Annotated in this window: 16 protein-coding genes; 6 read left to right on the top strand and 10 right to left on the bottom strand. The window is 71.9% G+C overall.

The genetic code is table 11. The features are described from left to right. Positions 1–7 precede the first annotated feature (7 nt). From ACQP2Y_RS16000 to ACQP2Y_RS15990, 3 genes are all read right to left on the bottom strand, one after another. Entirely contained in the window at positions 8–706 is a 699-nt protein-coding gene (locus ACQP2Y_RS16000) for a FadR/GntR family transcriptional regulator (protein ID WP_433728868.1), read from the bottom strand. Between the two features lie 70 nt (positions 707–776). Then, positions 777–1,424 carry a hypothetical protein gene (locus ACQP2Y_RS15995; RefSeq protein WP_433728866.1) on the bottom strand — a complete coding sequence of 216 codons (648 nt, stop codon included), beginning with the start codon at positions 1,422–1,424 and terminating at the stop codon, positions 777–779. Positions 1,425–1,467: 43 nt separating this feature from the next. Next, positions 1,468–2,046 carry a dihydrofolate reductase family protein gene (locus ACQP2Y_RS15990; protein WP_433728864.1) on the bottom strand — a complete coding sequence of 193 codons (579 nt, stop codon included), beginning with the start codon at positions 2,044–2,046 and terminating at the stop codon, positions 1,468–1,470. 173 nt (positions 2,047–2,219) lie between these two features. On the opposite strand from ACQP2Y_RS15990, the gene ACQP2Y_RS15985 reads away from it, so the two are divergent. Further along, positions 2,220–4,919, top strand: coding sequence for a hypothetical protein (locus tag ACQP2Y_RS15985; RefSeq protein ID WP_433728862.1), 2,700 nt, complete (start codon positions 2,220–2,222; stop codon positions 4,917–4,919). Further along, positions 4,870–5,139 (top strand): hypothetical protein, encoded by a 270-nt coding sequence (locus tag ACQP2Y_RS15980; RefSeq protein WP_433728860.1) that lies wholly within the window; start codon positions 4,870–4,872, stop codon positions 5,137–5,139. Before ACQP2Y_RS15985 ends, ACQP2Y_RS15980 begins: the two co-directional genes overlap by 50 nt. A gap of 85 nt (positions 5,140–5,224) precedes the next feature. Here the strand turns inward: ACQP2Y_RS15980 and ACQP2Y_RS15975 are convergent, their stop codons facing one another. From ACQP2Y_RS15975 to ACQP2Y_RS15955, 5 genes are all read right to left on the bottom strand, one after another. Further along, complete coding sequence (locus ACQP2Y_RS15975) at positions 5,225–7,477, bottom strand: xanthine dehydrogenase family protein molybdopterin-binding subunit (RefSeq protein WP_433728858.1); 2,253 nt, start codon at positions 7,475–7,477, stop codon at positions 5,225–5,227. Continuing rightward, positions 7,474–8,466 (bottom strand): FAD binding domain-containing protein, encoded by a 993-nt coding sequence (locus ACQP2Y_RS15970; protein WP_433728856.1) that lies wholly within the window; start codon positions 8,464–8,466, stop codon positions 7,474–7,476. The genes ACQP2Y_RS15975 and ACQP2Y_RS15970 overlap by 4 nt, the downstream gene beginning before the upstream one ends. Further along, positions 8,453–8,989 (bottom strand): (2Fe-2S)-binding protein, encoded by a 537-nt coding sequence (locus ACQP2Y_RS15965; RefSeq protein ID WP_433728854.1) that lies wholly within the window; start codon positions 8,987–8,989, stop codon positions 8,453–8,455. Before ACQP2Y_RS15965 ends, ACQP2Y_RS15970 begins: the two co-directional genes overlap by 14 nt. Positions 8,990–9,154: 165 nt before the next feature. Next, positions 9,155–10,174, bottom strand: a complete 1,020-nt coding sequence (locus ACQP2Y_RS15960; RefSeq protein ID WP_433728852.1) for a polysaccharide deacetylase family protein — start codon at positions 10,172–10,174, stop codon at positions 9,155–9,157. Positions 10,175–10,209: 35 nt separating this feature from the next. Further along, positions 10,210–11,235 (bottom strand): glycoside hydrolase family 11 protein, encoded by a 1,026-nt coding sequence (locus ACQP2Y_RS15955; protein WP_433728850.1) that lies wholly within the window; start codon positions 11,233–11,235, stop codon positions 10,210–10,212. 334 nt (positions 11,236–11,569) lie between these two features. Between ACQP2Y_RS15955 and ACQP2Y_RS15950 the strand changes: the two genes are divergently transcribed. Next, complete coding sequence (locus ACQP2Y_RS15950; protein WP_433728848.1) at positions 11,570–14,161, top strand: tetratricopeptide repeat protein; 2,592 nt, start codon at positions 11,570–11,572, stop codon at positions 14,159–14,161. Positions 14,162–14,231: 70 nt separating this feature from the next. Next, positions 14,232–14,663, top strand: a complete 432-nt coding sequence (locus ACQP2Y_RS15945; protein WP_433728846.1) for a hypothetical protein — start codon at positions 14,232–14,234, stop codon at positions 14,661–14,663. Positions 14,664–14,673: 10 nt separating this feature from the next. Here the strand turns inward: ACQP2Y_RS15945 and ACQP2Y_RS15940 are convergent, their stop codons facing one another. After that, positions 14,674–15,375 carry a TetR/AcrR family transcriptional regulator gene (locus tag ACQP2Y_RS15940; RefSeq protein ID WP_433728844.1) on the bottom strand — a complete coding sequence of 234 codons (702 nt, stop codon included), beginning with the start codon at positions 15,373–15,375 and terminating at the stop codon, positions 14,674–14,676. Between the two features lie 130 nt (positions 15,376–15,505). On the opposite strand from ACQP2Y_RS15940, the gene ACQP2Y_RS15935 reads away from it, so the two are divergent. Continuing rightward, the gene (locus ACQP2Y_RS15935; RefSeq protein ID WP_433728841.1) at positions 15,506–16,558 is read left to right on the top strand and encodes a medium chain dehydrogenase/reductase family protein; all 1,053 of its coding nucleotides are present in this window, start codon (positions 15,506–15,508) and stop codon (positions 16,556–16,558) included. After that, a complete protein-coding gene (locus ACQP2Y_RS15930) occupies positions 16,555–17,274 on the top strand; it encodes a DUF998 domain-containing protein (RefSeq protein WP_433728839.1) in 720 nt (239 codons plus the stop codon). Before ACQP2Y_RS15935 ends, ACQP2Y_RS15930 begins: the two co-directional genes overlap by 4 nt. Here the strand turns inward: ACQP2Y_RS15930 and ACQP2Y_RS15925 are convergent. After that, a complete protein-coding gene (locus ACQP2Y_RS15925) occupies positions 17,221–17,787 on the bottom strand; it encodes a hypothetical protein (RefSeq protein ID WP_433728836.1) in 567 nt (188 codons plus the stop codon). The genes ACQP2Y_RS15930 and ACQP2Y_RS15925 overlap by 54 nt on opposite strands. Positions 17,788–17,796: the final 9 nt, after the last annotated feature.

Genomic DNA, 17,796 nt, shown 5'->3' with positions numbered 1-17,796 from the left:
CGCGGCGCTACAGCTGGTGCCGCGGCGCGGCGGCCAATACCGTACGCAGCCACGACTCCGACGTGTTCACGTGGATCAGCGCGCTCGCCTGGGCCAGCAACTGGTCCCGGTCACGCAGCGCCAGGTAGATCGCCTCGTGCTCGTTGAGCGTGACGTGCGCGGAGCCACCCTCGATCAGCCCCCGCCACACCCGCGCCCGCAGCGTCTGCCCCGAGAGCCCGTCGAGGAGCGAGGTCAGCGTCTCGTTGCCGGTGACCGCGATGACCGTACGGTGGAACGCGGCGTCGTACCGGATGAGTTGCTCGGCGTCCTCCGCCGCCCCCCGCATGTCCTCGAGGATCTCGCCCAGCCGGGCCACGTCCGCGTCGGTGATCCGCAGCGCGGCGACGCCGGTGGCCACCGGCTCCAGCATCCGGCGCACCTCCATGACCTCCAGCAGGGTGTCGTCGCGAAGCAGCTCGACGGCGACACCCAGACCCTGCAGCAGCAGCCGCGGCGCCAGGCTCGTCACATAGGTGCCGTCGCCGCGGCGCACGTCGAGCACGCGGGCCGCCTCCAGCACCTTGACGGCCTCCCGGACGCCGCTGCGGGACAGGCCCAGCTCCTGCGACAACTGCTGCTCGGTGGGCAGCCGGGCGCCCGGAGGCAACTCCCCCGACTGGATCAGACCACGGATCCGCGTGATCGCCTCGTCGGTCAGCGCCACCGGATCCTCCCGCAAGCCATGAGGCAGTCATCGTATCCACGCCCGCGGCCGCCCCGCGGTCGTACGGCTGTCAGTTGCCGTCCGGCTGGGCCCAGGGGTCGCTCGCCGGGATGCTGCCGGTGTGTGGTGGCAGGTCGCGCTGCGGTGTGCTTCCGCTCGGAGTGTCGTGGCTGAAGTGCGGTGGGGGCGCCACGACCAGCACGTACCGGTTGCGCTGGACGGTCTCGAAGAAGCGGTTGGACGGCGGCAGGGCGAGCAGCACGAGGGCCCCCAGCGCGGCCAGGACGGTCAGCGCGTCGAGCAGGCCGGCGCTGATGCCGTACGCGGCCGGCATGAACCGCGCGACCGTGCCCTCGCCCGCGGATCCGGACGGCGCGTGGATGGGGTCCGACAGGTTGCCGAGCCCGCCGCACACCAGGAAGATCCCGCCGAGCACGTACGTGGTCACCCGGGCGTTCTTGCGGCCGTCGCCGTTGAGCACGGCCAGCAGGGCGGCCCCGCCGACGAAGAAGATGTCGAGCGTCGCGCCGACGATGCTCCGGAATCCGGATCCGGTGTCGCCGGTGTAGGCATCGCGGTAGACGCTCAGGTCCGTGTTGACGAAGACCAGCTCGAGGACGGCGGACAGCAGGGAGAGCCCCGCGACACCGAACAACAGCGCGGACGCGAACCGCACAGTGGTCGGTGACCGCGGAGGTACCGGTGGCGCCAGACGCATGCGAGACAAGGTAGTCCCTCGGCGCCGGACACGGGGGATGCCGTCAGTGGGCGGTGGGCCGGTAGACCAGTTCCTGGGTGTGGCCGTCGAGGGTCCGGCTCTCCAGCAGCTCGAGGTCGAAGTCCCCCGCCCCGCCGAGGATCGGACTGGTTCCGGTCCGGCCGGAGATGACGGGGAAGATCGTCACCTGCAGGCGGTCGACCAGGCCGGCGGCCAGCAGGGCCCAGTTCAGCGACAGGCTGGCCTGCGAGCGCAGCGGCACGTCCGACTCCTGCTTGAGCCGGGTGACGATCTCCACCGCGTCCCCGCTGACGATGGTCGCGTCCGGCCAGCCCAGGGTGTCCTGCAACGTCGACGAGATCACCGTGGCCGGCATGCGCATGGTCCGGACGTTCCACTCGTCGAGCGTGTGCGGATCGATACCCGAGGACATGATCTCGGCGTTCTCCCGGAACGTGGTGGCCCCGAAAACCATCCGCTGCTCGGTGCCGAACAGGGCGGCCCGGTGCGCGAGCAGCTCAGGGCCCTGCTTGCTCCAGTAGCCACCCCAGTCCGCCCCCTCGGCGTACGAGCCGTAGCCGTCGAGGGTGGAGAACACGTCCCAGGTGTAGAGAGCAGTCATGTCATTTCCTCCTTGATTGGCAGTCTCACCCTGTCCACGAACACGCCGGCACCGATCCGACAGGACACGCGGTGCGAACTTCCGCGCGTTGACTCGTTCCCGTCAGATGCGTGGACGGCGGGCGCCCGGCGGCGTATGAACGGCTCACCCCTCCGATTCCGAGGTGCGACGCCATGGCCCACACGCAGGAGCACCTCGACGCGCCGGGATCGGCCGTGCCCGTGCCCGTGCCGGACGGTGATCTCGACTGGCCGTGCACCCTCGACGAGGACGGCGTCACCGAGATCCGGGTGCACGGGGTCGGCGGCGGCTCACCGACGGCCATGCTGGACGACCCGGCGGCCCGGCAGGTGTCCGGTGACCAGGTAGCCGGCTTCTGGCGCGGTCGCGACCACCTGATCGACGGCCGGCCCCGGTGGCACCGGGAGGTGTATTCGTGGGGCGGCCTGACCTCCCAGGCGCTCAGCAGCGCCCTGTGGCTCATGTTGCTGCCGTTCGCGCTGGTCAATCTGGCCGGCTGGATGGCACTGGGCCTGCGCAGCGGGGCGGGCGCCGAGCGGGGCGAGGTACGCGTCGGCTGGCTCGTCGTGCTCCAGCAGAGCCTGGTCCGGGTCATCGGGCTGGGCGTCACCTGGCTGTACCTGCTCTTCGCCGCGCAGATCGCGATGGACCTGGCCGGCTGGCAGTGCGTCCAGGTGTCCTGCCGGGTCGTCACGGCCTGGGAGAAGATCGGTCTGGCCGGGCATCCGTTCCGGGCGGTCGCGCTGGCGGCGTTGGTCCCGCTGGTCCTCGTCGCCGGGCTGTGGCGGTTGAGCTCGGTCAGCAAACAGCGGTACGACGAGCACGGCGACGACCCGGGCATCGTCCCTCCCCGGGCCGGGCTGCCGGCCCGGATCACGCTGACCAGCCCGCGGTTCTGGACCCGGCACACCTACAACGAGTCGACCCGCCGGCTGCACCTGGCCTCGGCGCTGCTGGTCATCGCGTACCTGTTGCTGCGGGTCGCCCGCGAGGGCGACCGGTTCCCGGCCGTCACGGGCGTGTTGTCCCTCGTGGTCGTGGCCCTGCTGGTGCTGTCGACGATCAGTGCCGGCTGGGCCTGGCTGTGCCGCCGGGTCTTCCAGCGCCCCCGCCTCGCCTTCGCCACGGCCGGCGCTCTGCTCCTCGCGGCCGCCCTCGTGGCGTGGCTGCAGCCGGCTCACGAGCAGAGTGATCCGGGCGTCATGCCGGGGATCGTCATGTTCCTCGACTCGGTGCTCCTGCTGATCTACGTGCTCGGCTTTCTGCACGGTGTCGTCGCCGTCGTCGCCCGGCACCAGGTCCGCAAGGCGAGCTGGGCCCGTCCGGCGGCGTTCCCCGCGCCGGTCATCGCCCTGGTGGTGGCCGTGGTGCTGACCCTGTCCGTGTGGTCCGGCTTCGTGGTGTGGGTGGCGCGCTGGCTGAGCGGCGAGGCGCGGCCGAACGCCGGTCCGGCCGCCGACGTCATGTCCTATCCCGGGTCGTACACCGCATCCGCCCAGCTCAACGTCATCGGCGCGGCTCTGATCGTGGTGCTGGTGGGCCTGGTCGCCGGCGCGTCGCTGCGGCACCGGCGCCAGGATCCCGGACGGGCCCTCGCGGCCGAGTTCGCGCAATGGCGGCGCTACTCACTGCCGGCGGCCAAGCACCTCGCCGAGGGCAAGGACCGCGACGCGGGCTGGCTGCGGTCGGTACGCACCTGGATGTGGTTCGCCGGCGGGGCCCGCTGGCTGGAGTTCCTGGTCGTGGCCGCGGTCGTGTTCAGCACGCTGAGTCTGATCCTGTACGCGATCTGGGTCTTCCCGGAATGGCGGGGCGAGAAGCTGGGGGCGGGCCTCACGCTGGCGGTGGCGGTGTTGCTGTTCTGCGCCGGGCTCTGTGCCTTGGCCGCGGCCGGCGACGCGTCGAGACCCCGGCCGCTGCGCGTCACGGCCGGTGTCACCTTCCTGGTCTGCCTGGGCCTGGTCGGGTGGGCGGTCCGGCAAGGCGTACCGCGGGTGACCCTGGAGACGTCGGCGCTGCCGGACTGGTGGCCGCTCAACGAGGGTTTCGCCACCACCGTGCTCACCCTCATTCCTGTGGCCGGGGTGCTCGTGCTGCGCCGGGCGATCCGCAGCGACAGCACCCGGCGGACGGTCGGCGTCGCCTGGGACATCACCACGTTCTGGCCGCGCAGCTTCCACCCGCTGGCCCCGCCGAGCTATGCCCAGCGGGCGGTGCCCGACCTGGTGCTACGGGTACGCCACCTGCTGAAGGAGGGGCATGCCGTCGTGCTGTGCGGTCACAGCCAGGGCGCGGTGCTGACCGTGGCGACGCTCGCCCAGCTCACCAATCTCCCGCGGGAGCAGCGTTCCCGGCTGTCCGTCGTGACCTACGGCAATCCGGTGGCCCACCTGTACATGCGGTGGTTCCCGGCCTACATCAACGACTGCCTGGTGAAGGAGTGCGCCGAGGTCCCCGGCGGGCGCCGGTGGGTGAACTTCTACCGGCACACCGACCCGGTCGGCCGGGAGCTGTTCCACAAGGCGCGCGCCGGCGCGGCCACCTCCCCGGCCCGCGAGTACGCCGACTGCTGGCTACCCGACCCGCCCGTGGACCTGCGACGTCCCGGCGACGGGCGGCCGCGGGTCCGGCACCACGGCAACGGGGGTTACGTCTGGCAGGCCCCGGCCGCGGCTCACCTCCGGCACGAGGCCGAGCGACTGGACGCTCTCACCGCAACCAGCGAAAGCGAGGCTGACAATGTCGGAACAGGTGCAGGTCCCGGCGGAGGGCTCCGGCGAGGACGCATACCAGCAGTTTGCATTGTCCTACGACGGCTACGCCTGGGCCGGCGACCTCAACGAGATCGGTGAAGTCACCCGGCGCGCCTGGGAGCAGACCGGTGAGCTGGGTGAGGACATCGACCTGCTGCGGGCTGTGCTGTTCCGGGAGCAGCGGTCGAGCCGGTGGGCCGGTGGCGGGTTGTTCGGGCAGCGCGTGCCGTTCGATCGGGAGCCCTTCGTCGTCGCGCTCGTCGCCCGCATCCGGCAGCTCAGCGGCGGGTCCGTCGCCCGCCGGTCCGGCTACCGCTGATCGCCGTGCGGGTTGCTCTCGCCGATGACTCGGCGCTGTTCCGCACCGGGCTGGCGATGATGCTGACCGCGGGCCGGCACGCCGCTCAGACCCGGGTGGCCTGGTCCGGCATCAGCAGCTCGGCGGTGATCGGCAGCTCGCGGATCCGGCGGCCGGTCGCGTGGAAGACCGCGTTCGCGATCGCCGCGGCCACCCCCACCTGCCCGATCTCGCCGACGCCCTTCACCCCGAGCGGCCCCACCACCGGGTCCTGCACCTCGATGAACTCGACCGTCACATCGGGGGCGTCGGCGTTGACCGGCACCAGATACTCACCCAGGTTGTTGGCGGCCCAGCGCCCCGACCGGGGGTCCATCCGGTTGCCTTCCAGCAGGGCCTGACTCAGGCCCCACAGCATGCCGCCCATCAGCTGGCTACGGGCCAGCTTCGGGTTCAGCACCCGGCCGGGCGCGAAGGCCCCGGCCAGCCGGCGCACCCGGACCAGGCCGAGGTCGGCGTCCACGGCGACCTCGGCGAACTGGGCGCCGAAGGTCAGCAGGCCGTGCGGGGTGTCCAGCGGTGGCGGCGTCCAGCTGCCCAGCGCCTCGACGTCGAGCAGCCGGTTGCGCTGCAGGAGATCCGCGTAGGTCTCGCCATCGTCCGGCCGGTCGGCCACTGCCATCCGACCGTCGTGGACGCCGATCGTCGCCGGGTCGGCGCCGTGCAGCGGTGACTTCGGGTCGGCCACTGCCATCGCGACCAGGCGGTCGCGCAGCTGCACGCCGGCGTCGTGGACCGCGGAGCTGACCATCATCGCGCCGGACGAGCCGACGGCTGAGGACGTGTTCGGCAGGTCGGTGTCGCCGGCCTCGAAGCGGACCGCGTCCAGGGACACCGCGAGCGCGTCCGCGGCCACCTGGGTCATCACCGTGGTGGCGCCGGTGCCGAACTCCTGGGCGCCGGCCCCGAACACCGCGCTACCGTCGGCGTACACCCGGGCCCGGGCGTGCTGCACCGGCATGAAGAAGGCGATCGGGTACGCCGCGGCGGCCATGCCCGACCCGATGAGCCAGTCGCCCTCGCGCCGTGAGCGTGGCCGTGGATCACGCTGCTGCCAGCCGAATGTCTCCGCGCCGGCGCGCAGGCACTCGGCGAAGCCGTCGCTGGACCACGGGTGCCCGTACGGGTCGGTGCCGGCCCGGTTGCGCAGCCGCAGCTCGACGGGGTCGACCCCGACCCGGGTGGCGAGCTCGTCCATCGCCGTCTCCAGCGCGAACACCCCGAGGGTCTCGCCCGGGCCGCGGGTGAAGGTGGGCGTCATCGTGTTGCCCTTGATCAGCCGGTGCACGCCCAGGTAGTTGTCGACGGCGTACAGCTGGGAGGACACCCCGGTGGCGGGCTCCGCCCAGTCGTCGAACGGCGAGGTGATCGACAGCTTTTCGTGGCGGATCGCGGTCAGCCGGCCGTCCTCGCCCGCGCCCAGGGTGACGCTCTGCTCCTGCTCCTCGCGATGACCGTGCGAGGTGTACGTCTGCGGCCGGGTCAGCACCAGCTTCACCGGGCGCCCGACGTGCCTGGCCGCCATGGCCGCCAGGGTGACGTGCGGCCACACCATCGCCTTGCCGCCGAAGCCGCCGCCGACGTACTCGGTGATCACCCGGATCCGGGACAGCGGCAGGCCCAGCAGCTGCGCGACGGTGAGCTGGCTGGCGCGTACGCCCATGGTGGAGTCGTAGAGGGTCAGCCGGCCGTCATGCCAGACCGCCGTGGTTGCCGACGGTTCCAGCGTGTTGTGGTGGTTCGCGGCCATCCGCAGCGTCGTCTCGACGCGTACCGGGGCCGCGGCCAGGGCGGTGGTCACGTCGCCGCGTTCGTTGCGCCCGGGGGCGAGTCCGCCGAACAGCCGCTCGGCCTCGTACGCCCGGTCCCGGCCCTCGTCGATCGTGGTGAGCGACGGCGCCCGCTCGTAGTCGATTTCGACGAGCGACGCGGCGTACTGGGCCCGTTCGTGGCTGTCGGCGACCACCACCGCGACCGGCTGCCCGTGGTAGTGCACGACGTCGTCCTGCATCGGGAAGAAGCTCTCCCCCGGTGCCGCCTGGCCGACCAGCGAGGGCAGCAGACGCGGTGGCGCGGCGATCCGTTCCAGGTTCTCGTGGGTGAGGACGGCCAGGGTCCCGGGCTGGTCCAGGGCTGCTCGGACCCGTACCGCAGTCACCCGCCCGGCCGGCACCGCGGCCCCGACGATGACCGCGTACACCAGGCCCGGCAGGGCGATCTCCGCCGTGTACCGGGCCCCACCGGTGACCTTGTCCCGGCCGTCGACCCGGTCGACGGGTGTTCCTACCGCGGGGCTCATCGCTCTGCTCCTCGCATCGCGGTGGTCAGCGCGCGCACGATGGCGCGCTCGGCGAACTCGACCTTGAAGGCGTTCAGGGGACGGGTGACCGCCGGTCGCATCTCCTCGGCGGCCGCCCGGGCGAACGCCTCCGCCGTCGCCGGTGCGCCGGCCAGCGCCGCCTCGGCCCGCCGGGCGCGCCACGGCTTGGTGCCCACGCCGCCCAGGGCCAGCCGGACCTCGGCGACCGTGCCCTGCTCCACGCGGACCGCGGCCAGGACCGAGACCAGGGCGAACTCGTACGACTGCCGGTCGCGGAACTTCAGGTAGCACGACGTACGGGCCAGCGGCAGGCCCGGCACCTCGATCGCAGTGATCAGTTCGCCGTGTTCGAGGGGGTGCTCGCGCTCCGGGGTGTCGCCGGGCAGCAGGTAGAAGTCGTCGATCGGGATCGAGCGGCTGCCCCGCGGACCGGCCGTGCGGACCGTGGCGTCGAAGGCGACCAGCGGCACCGCGACATCCGACGGATGGGTGGCGATGCAGTGGTCGCTGGTGCCGAGCACGGCGTGTCCGCGGTTGAAGCCGTCGAGCGCGGAGCAGCCGGTGCCCGGCGCGCGCTTGTTGCAGGGCGAGACGCCGTCCCGGAAGTACGCGCACCGTACCCGCTGGCACAGGTTGCCGCCCATCGACGCCATGTTGCGCAGCTGTTCGGACGCGCCCAGCAGCAGCGCCTGGGAGATGCCGGGATAGCCGGCGACGACGGCGGGATGGCGGGCCACGTCGCTCATCCGGGCGAGCGCGCCGATCCGCAGGCCACCGCCGGGCGTGCCGGACACGTCGGCGAGCGGCAGGGCGTTGATGTCCACGAGGACGTCCGGTGCGGTGACCCCGAGCCGGATCAGGTCCACCTCGGTCGTACCGCCGGCCAGGAAGGTGCTCGCCGGGTCACCGGCGACCGCGGTCACCGCTTCGTCGACGTCGTGGGCGCGTACGTAACTAAGCGGTCGCATCGCCGGTCGCCCGCCGTTCGCCGTCGCGGACCGCGCGGATGGCGGCCCGGATGTTCGGGTACGCGGCACAGCGGCAGATGTTGCCGCTCATGAACTCCGCGATGGCGGCGTCGTCGCCGGCGTTGCCCTCGCGCAGCAGGGCGACCGCGGACATGATCTGGCCCGAGGTGCAGTAGCCGCACTGGAAGGCGTCGTGCTCGATGAACGCCTGCTGCATCGGGTGCAGATCGTCGCCGTCGCCGCTGAGGCCCTCGATGGTGGTGACCGCCCGGCCCTCGCAGGTGACCGCCAGGGTCAGGCAGGCGAGCACCCGGCGACCGTCCACCCAGACCGTGCAGGCGCCGCAGGTGCCCTGGTCGCAGCCCTTCTTCGCGCCGGTCAGGCCGAGGTGCTCGCGCAGCGCGTCGAGCAGGCTGACCCGCGGCTCCAGGTCGACTGTGTGCACGACGTCGTTGACGGTCAGACCGACAACGCCGGCGGACGGCCCGCGCCGGTCCGTGGCACCGGGATGGATCGCTGTCATGGCCACACTCCTCACATCAGCGCCCTCCACGCAACCACCACCCACCGAGCCTGTCCAGACCTTGTCGGTGCTCACCCTAGGAACCGGCGGGCGACCGGCGCTTACATCGCCTTGCTGCCGCCGATCAGTGGCGCGGCAGCCGCAGCTGCCGCGCCACCATCCGGTTCAGCCCACTCGACAGGAGACTGTCGGCCAGGTGGTGCTGCCGTTCTTCTGAATCGTCACGCCGAAGTTGTTGCCGCTGCCGTTGGGCTGGGCGACGAGTTGTTGCGCGCTCGGGTAGCTCGCGTTGATGTTCCAGGTGGAGAGGACCTTCTCCGGAGCCGGGATGTTCATCGTCACGGTCCACGTGTTCGAGCCGCTGACGGCGACGTTCAGGTTGTACCGGTCGTTCCAGCTCTGACCGGCCGACAACGTGGCGGTGCAGCTGCCGCCGCCCTGCGGCGGTGGCGTCGTCGTCGGGTTCGGGTTCGGCGTCGTCGGGTTGGAGGTGCCGGTCGGGGCGACCGCCCGGCCGGTCGACGGGGAGATCATGCCGGCGCACAGGTTGCGGCCGGCCAGGCCCTGGGCGATACGCGGGATGGCGGCCAGGGTGTTGGCCGGCCAGTCGTGCATCAGGATGATCTGGCCGTTGGTGAGCCGGGCGTTGGCCGCCACGATGGCGTCGGTGCTGGCGTTGTTCCAGTCCTGCGAGTCGACGTCCCAGATGATCTCGGTCAGGCCGTACTTCTGCTCGACCGAGCGCAGGGTCGCGTTGGTCTCGCCGTACGGCGGGCGGAACAGCTTGGGCGTGCCACCGCCGGCGTTCGCGATCGCCGTCTGCGTACGGCTGATCTCCGAGTCCATGCTGGCCTGGCTGCCCTGCGTCAGGTGGGCGTGGGAGTAGCTGTGGTTACCGACCCACATGCCCGCGTCGACCTGGGCCCTGACCAGCCCCGGGTTCTGCGCGGCGTAGTTGCCCTGGTTGAACATGGTGGCCCGCAGGCCGTTCTGGCGCAGCGCGTTCAGCAGGGCCTGGGTGTTGCCCGACGGCCCGTCGTCGAAGGTCAGTCCGACGTAGCCGTTACAGGTGGCCGCCTGGGACGGCGTGGCCGTGACAGTGGTGGCGACGAGGCCCAGGGCGGCCAGGGCGGCGACCGTCAGGCCGGTCAGCGTCCCTCTCCACCGACGTGATGTGGTCAGCATGCGCGTTCCTCCTCTCGGATTCGACTGGTTGCGGATCAGCCGGCCTGGCACGAGACGCTCGGCCAGGTGGTGCTGCCGTTCTTCTGGATCGTCACGCCGAAGTTGTTGCCACTGCCGTTCGGCTTGGCGACCAGCGTCTGGGCGCTGGGGTAGCTCGCGGAGATGTTCCACGTCGAGAGCACCTTCTGCGGTGCCACGACGTTCATCGTCACGGTCCAGTTGCTGGAGCCGCTGACCGCGACGTTGAGGTTGTAGCGGTCGGACCACGAGTCGCCGGCGGTCACCGCGGCGGTGCAGCCACCACTACCGCCGGCCGGCGGGGTCGTCGTCTGGCCCGGGTTCGGGACCGTGGTGCCGCCGCTGCTCACGGTGATGTTCGAGCTGCCGCTGCTCTGGTAGCCCTCGGTCGCGATGATCTGGTAGTCGTGCGAGCCGAGCTGCAGACCGGAGCGGGTCCAGGCGTCGAAGTGGTTGCCGGTGGTGATGGAGCCGCCGGTGCGCTTCTGCTGCCGCACACTCCAGTACTGGTAGAACGTCGCCGTGCCTTCGATCGACGGCTGGTTGACCCGCTGGGTGCGGTAGACGTCGTAGGTGCCGCCGTCCGAGGTCACGGTGCCCAGCCGGGTCGCGCCGGTGCTCGGGTTGTAGTTGCCGAAGTTCTCGACCACGTAGTACTCGACCAGCGGGTTGCGGGTCCAGCCGTAGAGCGCCAGGTAGCCGTTGCCGTTGACGTTGAACGAGCCGGAGTAGTTGATCGTGCGCCGGGCACCGGTCGCCCAGCCCTTACCACCGACCCAGTTGTTGACGTTGCTCCACTGGGAGGTGTAGTTGCCGTCCGGCCCCAGCGTCATGGAGACGTTGCCGCTGTCCTTCCAGAACGAGAAGAAGTAGCCGTTGTGGCTGCCGGTGGTGTTCGACGTGACGGTCCGGTTGGCCTCGGCGCTGGCGTCGACCGCCATCGCGGTGCCGGCGAGGGCGATCGCCATGGCGCAGCCGACACCGAACAGCGTTCTGACCAGGCCGCGCCGGCGGCCCTTCGGTTGCACGGGAGCTACTTGCATCGCGGACGTCCTCCTCGGGGGAAGCCTGGCGGGGGACCAGGCGGGGTTCATGTCCATCTATCGATTGACGGCTGAAGTATCGATCGGCAGCCGTGACGAAGTCAACAACTTCCGGAAACACACCGGAATTACGAACTCGGACAAAGTGCCGTCCAAAGCGGATCTTCCCAGCTCAGCCGCGCTATCAAGCAGCACAGAAATGAGTCCGCCGACTACCGCGCGACCGTTTTGTCCACCGCCGAAGGATCAACCGTTGCCGAAAGTTTCGGTCCCTGGCCTTGTCGCATCGGTGACTTTCGGTGAGGGAGACCGGCCGGGTGAATAGGGTTCTGTCGTGTCAGCTTTCGCGAGTCCGCCTGATCCCGAACGGGCCGGCTCGGTCGACGAGATCGTGCAGCGGTTACGGCTGCTCAAGGCGTGGGCCGGGAGTCCCTCGTTCGACACGATCACCGCGCGCGTCAATGCCGCCTGGTCGCGCTCCGGGCGGGAGGCCGACCTGGCCGGGCGGACCACCGTGGTCGACTGTTTCCGGCCCGGACGGCGCCGGCTGAACGCCGATCTGGTGGTCGCCGTGGTCGAGGCCCTGCACACCGATCCCGGCTACGTCGCGCGCTGGCGGCAGGCGCTGCGGGTCGTCGGCGGTGAGATCCAGGCCGCGGCTCAGGTACGGGTCAGCGCCGCCCTGCCGGCAGCCCTGCCCGCGTTCACCGCGCGGGAGTCCGAGCTGGAGCGGCTCCGGTCGGCCTTCGGCGACGGCACCCGGGTCTGTCTCATCACCGGGATGGCCGGCGCCGGCAAGTCCCGGCTCGCGGTCCGGGCCGGGCACCTGCTCGCCGCGGAGCACGCCTTCGACCGGGTGCTGTTCGTCAACCTGCGCGGTTTCCACGAGGACGCGACCCAGCCGCCGGCCGATCCCTCGGCCGTGCTCGACGGCATGCTGCAGAGCCTGGGGGTGCCCAGCCTGCGGGTCCCGTACGGGATGACAGCGCGCGCCACCGCCCTGCGGGAGCGGCTCACCGGGCTGCGGGTGTTGCTCGTGCTCGACAACGCCGCCGACGAGCAGCAGCTGGAGCCGCTGTTGCCGGACACGCCCGGGTCGTTCGCGCTGGTCACCAGCCGGCGCCGGCTCCCCGGGATCGTGGGGGCCACGCGCCTCGCCGTGGACGCGTTCACGCCGGCGGAAGCGCTGCGATTTCTCGGCGCGGTGCGCCCACGGGTCCCGCTCGGGCCGGACCCGTCGGCGCCGGCCCGGATCGCCCGGAGCTGCGGTTACCTTCCGCTCGCGCTGGCCCTGGTGAGCGGGCAGCTGCGGGCGGCGCCCGGGTGGACGCTGACCGATCATGCCGACCGGCTCGACGAGCGCCGGCAGGAGCGGCGCCTCGACGACGCGGTCGAGCTGACCCTGCGCGTCTCCTACGACCATCTCGGTGGGTGCCGGCGGCTGCTGCGCCTGCTCGCGCTGCATCCCGGGCAGGACTTCGACGGGTACGCGGCAGCGGCGCTGGCCGGCGCGGACCCGGCCACGGTGCGCGCGGAGCTCAACGACCTGTGCCGGGACCATCTGGTGCAACCGGCCGGCGAGGGACGGTACGCGTTCCACGATCTCGTCCGGGCGTTCGCGGCGAACCGGGCGACCGACGAGGACGCGCCGTCGGCCCGGCGGGCGGCGCTGACCCGGCTGTTCGACTACTACCTGGCGACCGCCGCAGCCGCCGCGAACGCCTTGTCCCCCGCCGAGGCGCACAGCCGTCCACGGATCGCGGCACCGGAGTCGGCGCTGCCGGACGTGGGCGACCGGGATGCCGCCCGGGCGTGGCTGGACGCCGAGCGGCACACGCTCGTCGCCGTGGCCGCGTACACGGCGGTGCAGGGCTGGCCGGGCCACACCACCGCGTTGTCCACCACGCTGTTCCGCTACCTGAACGGCGGTCATCACTCCGACGCGCTGACCCTGCACGACCACGCCCGGCACGCCGCCGCGGACATCGCGGATCCCCTGGCGCAGGGGCATGCGCTGACGAACCTCGGCGCCACGTACACCCGCCTCGGCCGGTACGAGACCGCCGTCGAGCTGCTCCGGCAGGCACTCGAGCTGTTCGCCCGGGCGGGCGACCCCGGCGGCCGGGCCCGGGCGGCCAACAACCTCGCCATCGTGACCGCCCGCCTCGGCCGGTACGACGAAGCGGTCGCGCTCTACCAGCAGGCGATCCTGGCGTGCCGCGAGGCCGGCGACCGCACCGGGGAAGGACGGGCCGAGGGCAACCTCGGCAACCTCGAGGCCCGGATGGGCCAGTACGAGTCCGCGATCTCCCGCCACGAGCGGGCTGTGATCAACTTCCGCGAGACCGGGGACGCCAACGGTGAAGCGCACGGCCTCGACGACCTCGCCGAGGCCGAGATGCCGCTGGGCCGTCTCGACAGCGCCGCCGTCCACCTCCGCCGGGCGCTGGAGCTGTTCCGCGGCCACGGCGACCGGCACGGCGAGGCCTGGACGCTCGACAACGTGGGCACCCTGCACGCCCGCCTCGGCCGGCTCGACCTGGCGGAGGACCACCACCGGCAGGCCCTCGCCATCCACCGCGACACCGGTGAACGCGAGGGTGAGGCGTCGGCGCTGAACGGCCTCGGCGCGGCGGCGTACCTGGCGGGTGACCCGGCCGCGGCGGTGACGCACCATGCCGCGGCGCAGTCCGTCGCCGGCAGCATCGGCGACCGCTACCAGCTGGCCCGGGCCTGCGCGGGCCTGGCCCACGCGCACGAGGCGCTCGGCGCCGTGCTCACCGCGCGCGAGCACTACCGGCAGGCGATGAACCTGTACGCGGCTTTCAGCAGCCCCGAGGCCGAGCAGCTGCGCATTCGGCTGGCCGCGGTGGACCAGCGCCGCACGCATGCGGGAACGGTCGGGATCGTGGAACGGCTGCGCTGAGCGGGCGTACCAACAACGGCAACGCGCCGCATTACCGGCGCCCGCCGATCCCGATCGAAGGGGAACTCCCATGCGCAAGACCCGAATCACCGCCGCCGCGGTCCTGGGCACGAGCATCGCGCTCGTCGGTGCCACCGCCGCCCAGGCCGCCGGCCGGTCCGAGGCCTGCCCGTCGTACGCCTGCGGCAGTGCCACCATCGAGGCCTGGGGCACGCGCACCATGCGCTGGAACGAGAGCGTCAAGGACACCAGCTGCGCGAGCAACAGCCCGACCGCGGTCGTCAAGATCGAGATCCGGGTGGCCGCCGGCAGCACGGTCCGCAGCGTCTGGACGACGCCGCGGCCCGACAACGCCTGCGGCGGCTCGTACGCCCAGTGGCCGGACCAGACCTACGGCGCCGCCACCGGTGAAGTCATCAGAGGCTTCTACGTCCGCATCGACAACGGGGCGAGCTCGACGCCGTACACGCGCGGCAACTACGTCGACAACCCGCACACCTGAGCGGTCCGCATCAGGGGGTCGGCGGCGTCAGGGACCGGATGGCGTTGTCGACCTCCTGGTCGATCAGGCGCTGCACGTCGACGGCGTTGTTGTCGAACAGGCCGGTGAGCTCCAGGCTCACGATCCCGTGCACCCGCGTCCAGATGACGATGGCCGCCCGCGCGGCCCGCGGGGTGGTGCCCGGCAACTCCCGCGCCCGGGCCCACTCCCGCAGCTGCCCGTCCAGCGTCCGGTCGCCGCTGCTGCCGGCGGCCGATGCGGTGTCCGCAACGGCTTCGAGCAGGCCGACCAGCAGCGCCATCGGCTGGTCCAGCGGGGTCTGCGGCCCGGCGTCGCCGGGCACGCCCCCGGTCCGCTGACCGAAGAGCATCCCGTACCGGCGCCGGTGGCGCAGCGCCCAGTCCCGGTACGCGGCGACGATCAGCCGCACCCGTACGCGCGGGGTCCGCCGCCCACCCTCCGCCGCCTCGAGCATCGCCGCGGCGAGTTGCTCATACGACCGGGTTATCAGTTGTGTCAGCAGCGCGTCCCGCGACGGGAAGTAGCGGTACACCGCCGGGGCGGACATCGCCATGCTGCGGGCCAGGGCGGCGATCGACAACGCGTGCACGCCGTCCGCGTCGATGATCGCGAACGAGGTGTCCTCGATCTCCTGCAGGGTCTGCACCCGCAACCGCTCGCGCCTGTTCATCACCTGCGGGTCGTCGGCCATCGTCGCATCGTAACGGGCCGTCCCGGTGCGACGGCCCGTGCCGCGACCGGTTGACGCGGTCTGACGTACCGATGCATAGTTACGGCCATTAACAGAGTGACGATGCGTCAGTGAACGAGGAGCCGAGGCCATGATGGGGACGAACACCGCCACCGAGGTGGTGCTGCCGGGCAAGGTCGAGCCCGCCGGCCTGCGACTGGTCGAGCGCGTACTGCCGCCGCCCGGTGCCGGCGAGGCCCTGGTGCGGGTCGAGGCCACCGCCGTGTCGTTCGCCGAGAGCGCGATGCGCCGGGGCCGCTACTACGGGCAGCCCGCGTTCCCGTTCGTGCCGGGCTATGACCTCGTCGGCGTCGTCGAGCAGGTCGGTCCGGGCGTCGACGGCGCCCTCGTCGGCCGGCGGGTCGCCGCGCTGACCAAGACCGGCGCCTGGGCCACGGCTGTTCTGCTGACCGCTGCCGACCTGGTGGAGGTGCCCGACGGGATCGGCGCCGACGAGGCGGAGACGCTGATCGTCAACGGGCTGACCGCGTACCAGATGCTGCACGGCAGTGCCCGGGTCCGGGCCGGGCAGACCGTGCTGGTGCTCGGCGCCAGCGGCGGCGTGGGCACCATCCTGGTGCAGCTGGCCCGGCAGGCCGGGGCCCGGGTGATCGGCACCGCGAGCCCGCGCCACCACGAGGCACTGCGTGCGCTGGGGGTGGAGCCGGTCGACTACCGCGACCCCGACCTGGCCGCCCGGATCCGGGAACTCGCCCCCGGCGGCGTGGACGCCGTGTTCGACCACCTCGGCGGCAAGAGCGTCGACCAGTCGTACCGGCTGCTCAACCGCACCGGGACGCTCGTCGCGTACAGCATCGCCAGCAGCCTCGACGACAAGAGTTCCGTGTTGCTGATCTTCATGGCGCTGCTGAGCAAGCTCGCGTTCTGGAACTACCTGCCCACCGGCCGGCACGCGAGCTTCTACAACGTCTGGGCCGGAGCCGGCAAACCCGGTTCGGCCAAGCGGGAGGCGTTCCGGGCCCGCATCCGTACGGATCTCACCCGGGTCTTCGAGCTGCAACGCGACGGCAAGCTCACCGCGCAGATCGCCGCCCGCTACCCGCTGTCCGAGGTGGCCGCGGCGGTGGCATTGTCGGAGTCCGCGAACCGCACCGCCCTCGGCAAGATCATCCTGATCCCGTGAGCGCGGATCCGCGGACCCGGCCGGTCGTCGCGCGCTGGGCCGGGCCTGCCCTCGTCGCCGCGGTCCTCGTCGACCTGATCGCCGAGGCGGTCGTCGCTGCCGCCTGGGACGTGCGCCCGTACAGCTACATCGACGACTACGTGAACTTCCTGGGCAGCCGTTTCACCGGCGAGTTCCGCGGCTTCCTCATCTCCTCACCGCTGTGGTGGATGATGAGCGCGGCCTGGATCCTCTCCGGAGCGCTCTTCGCCGCCGCGAGCATCGCCCTCGGTCGCCGGCTCACCGGCCGGCGCCGACGGGTGATCCCAGCGCTCGGCATCGCGCAGGCCGTGGCCCTGATCCTGTTCGCCGTGTTCCCGCTCGGGCCGGCGCGCTTCGACGACGGGACCCTGGTGCTCTACCTGGTGGGAGCATTCCTGTCGATCATCGCCGGGAACGTCCTGGCCGTCGTCACCGGCTTCGCCCACCGGCCGCTCGGACTCCCCCGATGGCTCGCCGTCCTGAGCATCACCGCCGGCGGCATCGGACTGCTCAACATCCCGCTCACGTACGGCTGGGTGCCGACCGGACTGGCCGAACGCATCTCGCTCTACAGCGTGCTGCTCTGGGCCCTGGCCACGGGCATCGTGCTGATCCGGTCCACCGCGACCCGGCGCGGACCGTCAAACCTCGGTGGTAGCTCCTACGGCGAACGGGTTAAAACCCCAGACCGGTGAGCCGGAACGCGGGACGGTGAAGGCGTACCAGTCGTCGCCGAGCGGCTCGAACACGGCGTCGCCCGCGGTGTCTCCCAAGCGGGGCGACGGCCGCACGCCGGGTGAGCATCGCACCAGACCGGCGAAGTGGGACATGCCGCTGTCCTCGGTCACGTACGTGACGCAACCGTCATGGCTCCACACGGCCGAGAAGCGGTACAGGCCATGGCTTGCCCCGAGCGGCGACGCCGCCAGCTGCGCCAGTCCCGGGCGGTGCCAGGCGAACAGCACCCGGCCGGCCACGCCCGAGCAGGCCACCACCATCGTCACGACGGACACCACCGGCAGGACCAACCGGATCGGCCAGGACCGGCCGGCCGGCGACCTCAGCCAGCCCACGGCGGCCACCAGCCACAGGACCATGGCCACCCACAACCAGGTCAGGTAGCCGCCCGGCAGGACCACCGCGTACAGCAGCGCCACCGCCGCCACCAGGCAGCAGACGATCGGCCACCAGGTGCGGACTCTGCTCACGCCGACACG

Origin of the sequence: Actinoplanes sp. CA-051413, from assembly GCF_050955795.1 — a bacterium.
GTDB lineage: Bacteria > Actinomycetota > Actinomycetes > Mycobacteriales > Micromonosporaceae > Actinoplanes.
Note: the sequence above shows the minus strand (reverse complement) of the source record. Positions and strands in the feature narration are given on the sequence as shown.

Coding starts and splice junctions, on each gene's coding strand:
- ACQP2Y_RS15995 (WP_433728866.1), bottom strand. CDS start 1,424: ATGCGTCTGGCGCCACCGGTACCTCCGCGGTCACCGACCACTGTGCGG.
- ACQP2Y_RS15990 (WP_433728864.1), bottom strand. CDS start 2,046: ATGACTGCTCTCTACACCTGGGACGTGTTCTCCACCCTCGACGGCTAC.
- ACQP2Y_RS15985 (WP_433728862.1), top strand. CDS start 2,220: ATGGCCCACACGCAGGAGCACCTCGACGCGCCGGGATCGGCCGTGCCC.
- ACQP2Y_RS15975 (WP_433728858.1), bottom strand. CDS start 7,477: ATGAGCCCCGCGGTAGGAACACCCGTCGACCGGGTCGACGGCCGGGAC.
- ACQP2Y_RS15970 (WP_433728856.1), bottom strand. CDS start 8,466: ATGCGACCGCTTAGTTACGTACGCGCCCACGACGTCGACGAAGCGGTG.
- ACQP2Y_RS15965 (WP_433728854.1), bottom strand. CDS start 8,989: ATGACAGCGATCCATCCCGGTGCCACGGACCGGCGCGGGCCGTCCGCC.
- ACQP2Y_RS15960 (WP_433728852.1), bottom strand. CDS start 10,174: ATGCTGACCACATCACGTCGGTGGAGAGGGACGCTGACCGGCCTGACG.
- ACQP2Y_RS15955 (WP_433728850.1), bottom strand. CDS start 11,235: ATGCAAGTAGCTCCCGTGCAACCGAAGGGCCGCCGGCGCGGCCTGGTC.
- ACQP2Y_RS15945 (WP_433728846.1), top strand. CDS start 14,232: ATGCGCAAGACCCGAATCACCGCCGCCGCGGTCCTGGGCACGAGCATC.
- ACQP2Y_RS15940 (WP_433728844.1), bottom strand. CDS start 15,375: ATGGCCGACGACCCGCAGGTGATGAACAGGCGCGAGCGGTTGCGGGTG.
- ACQP2Y_RS15935 (WP_433728841.1), top strand. CDS start 15,506: ATGATGGGGACGAACACCGCCACCGAGGTGGTGCTGCCGGGCAAGGTC.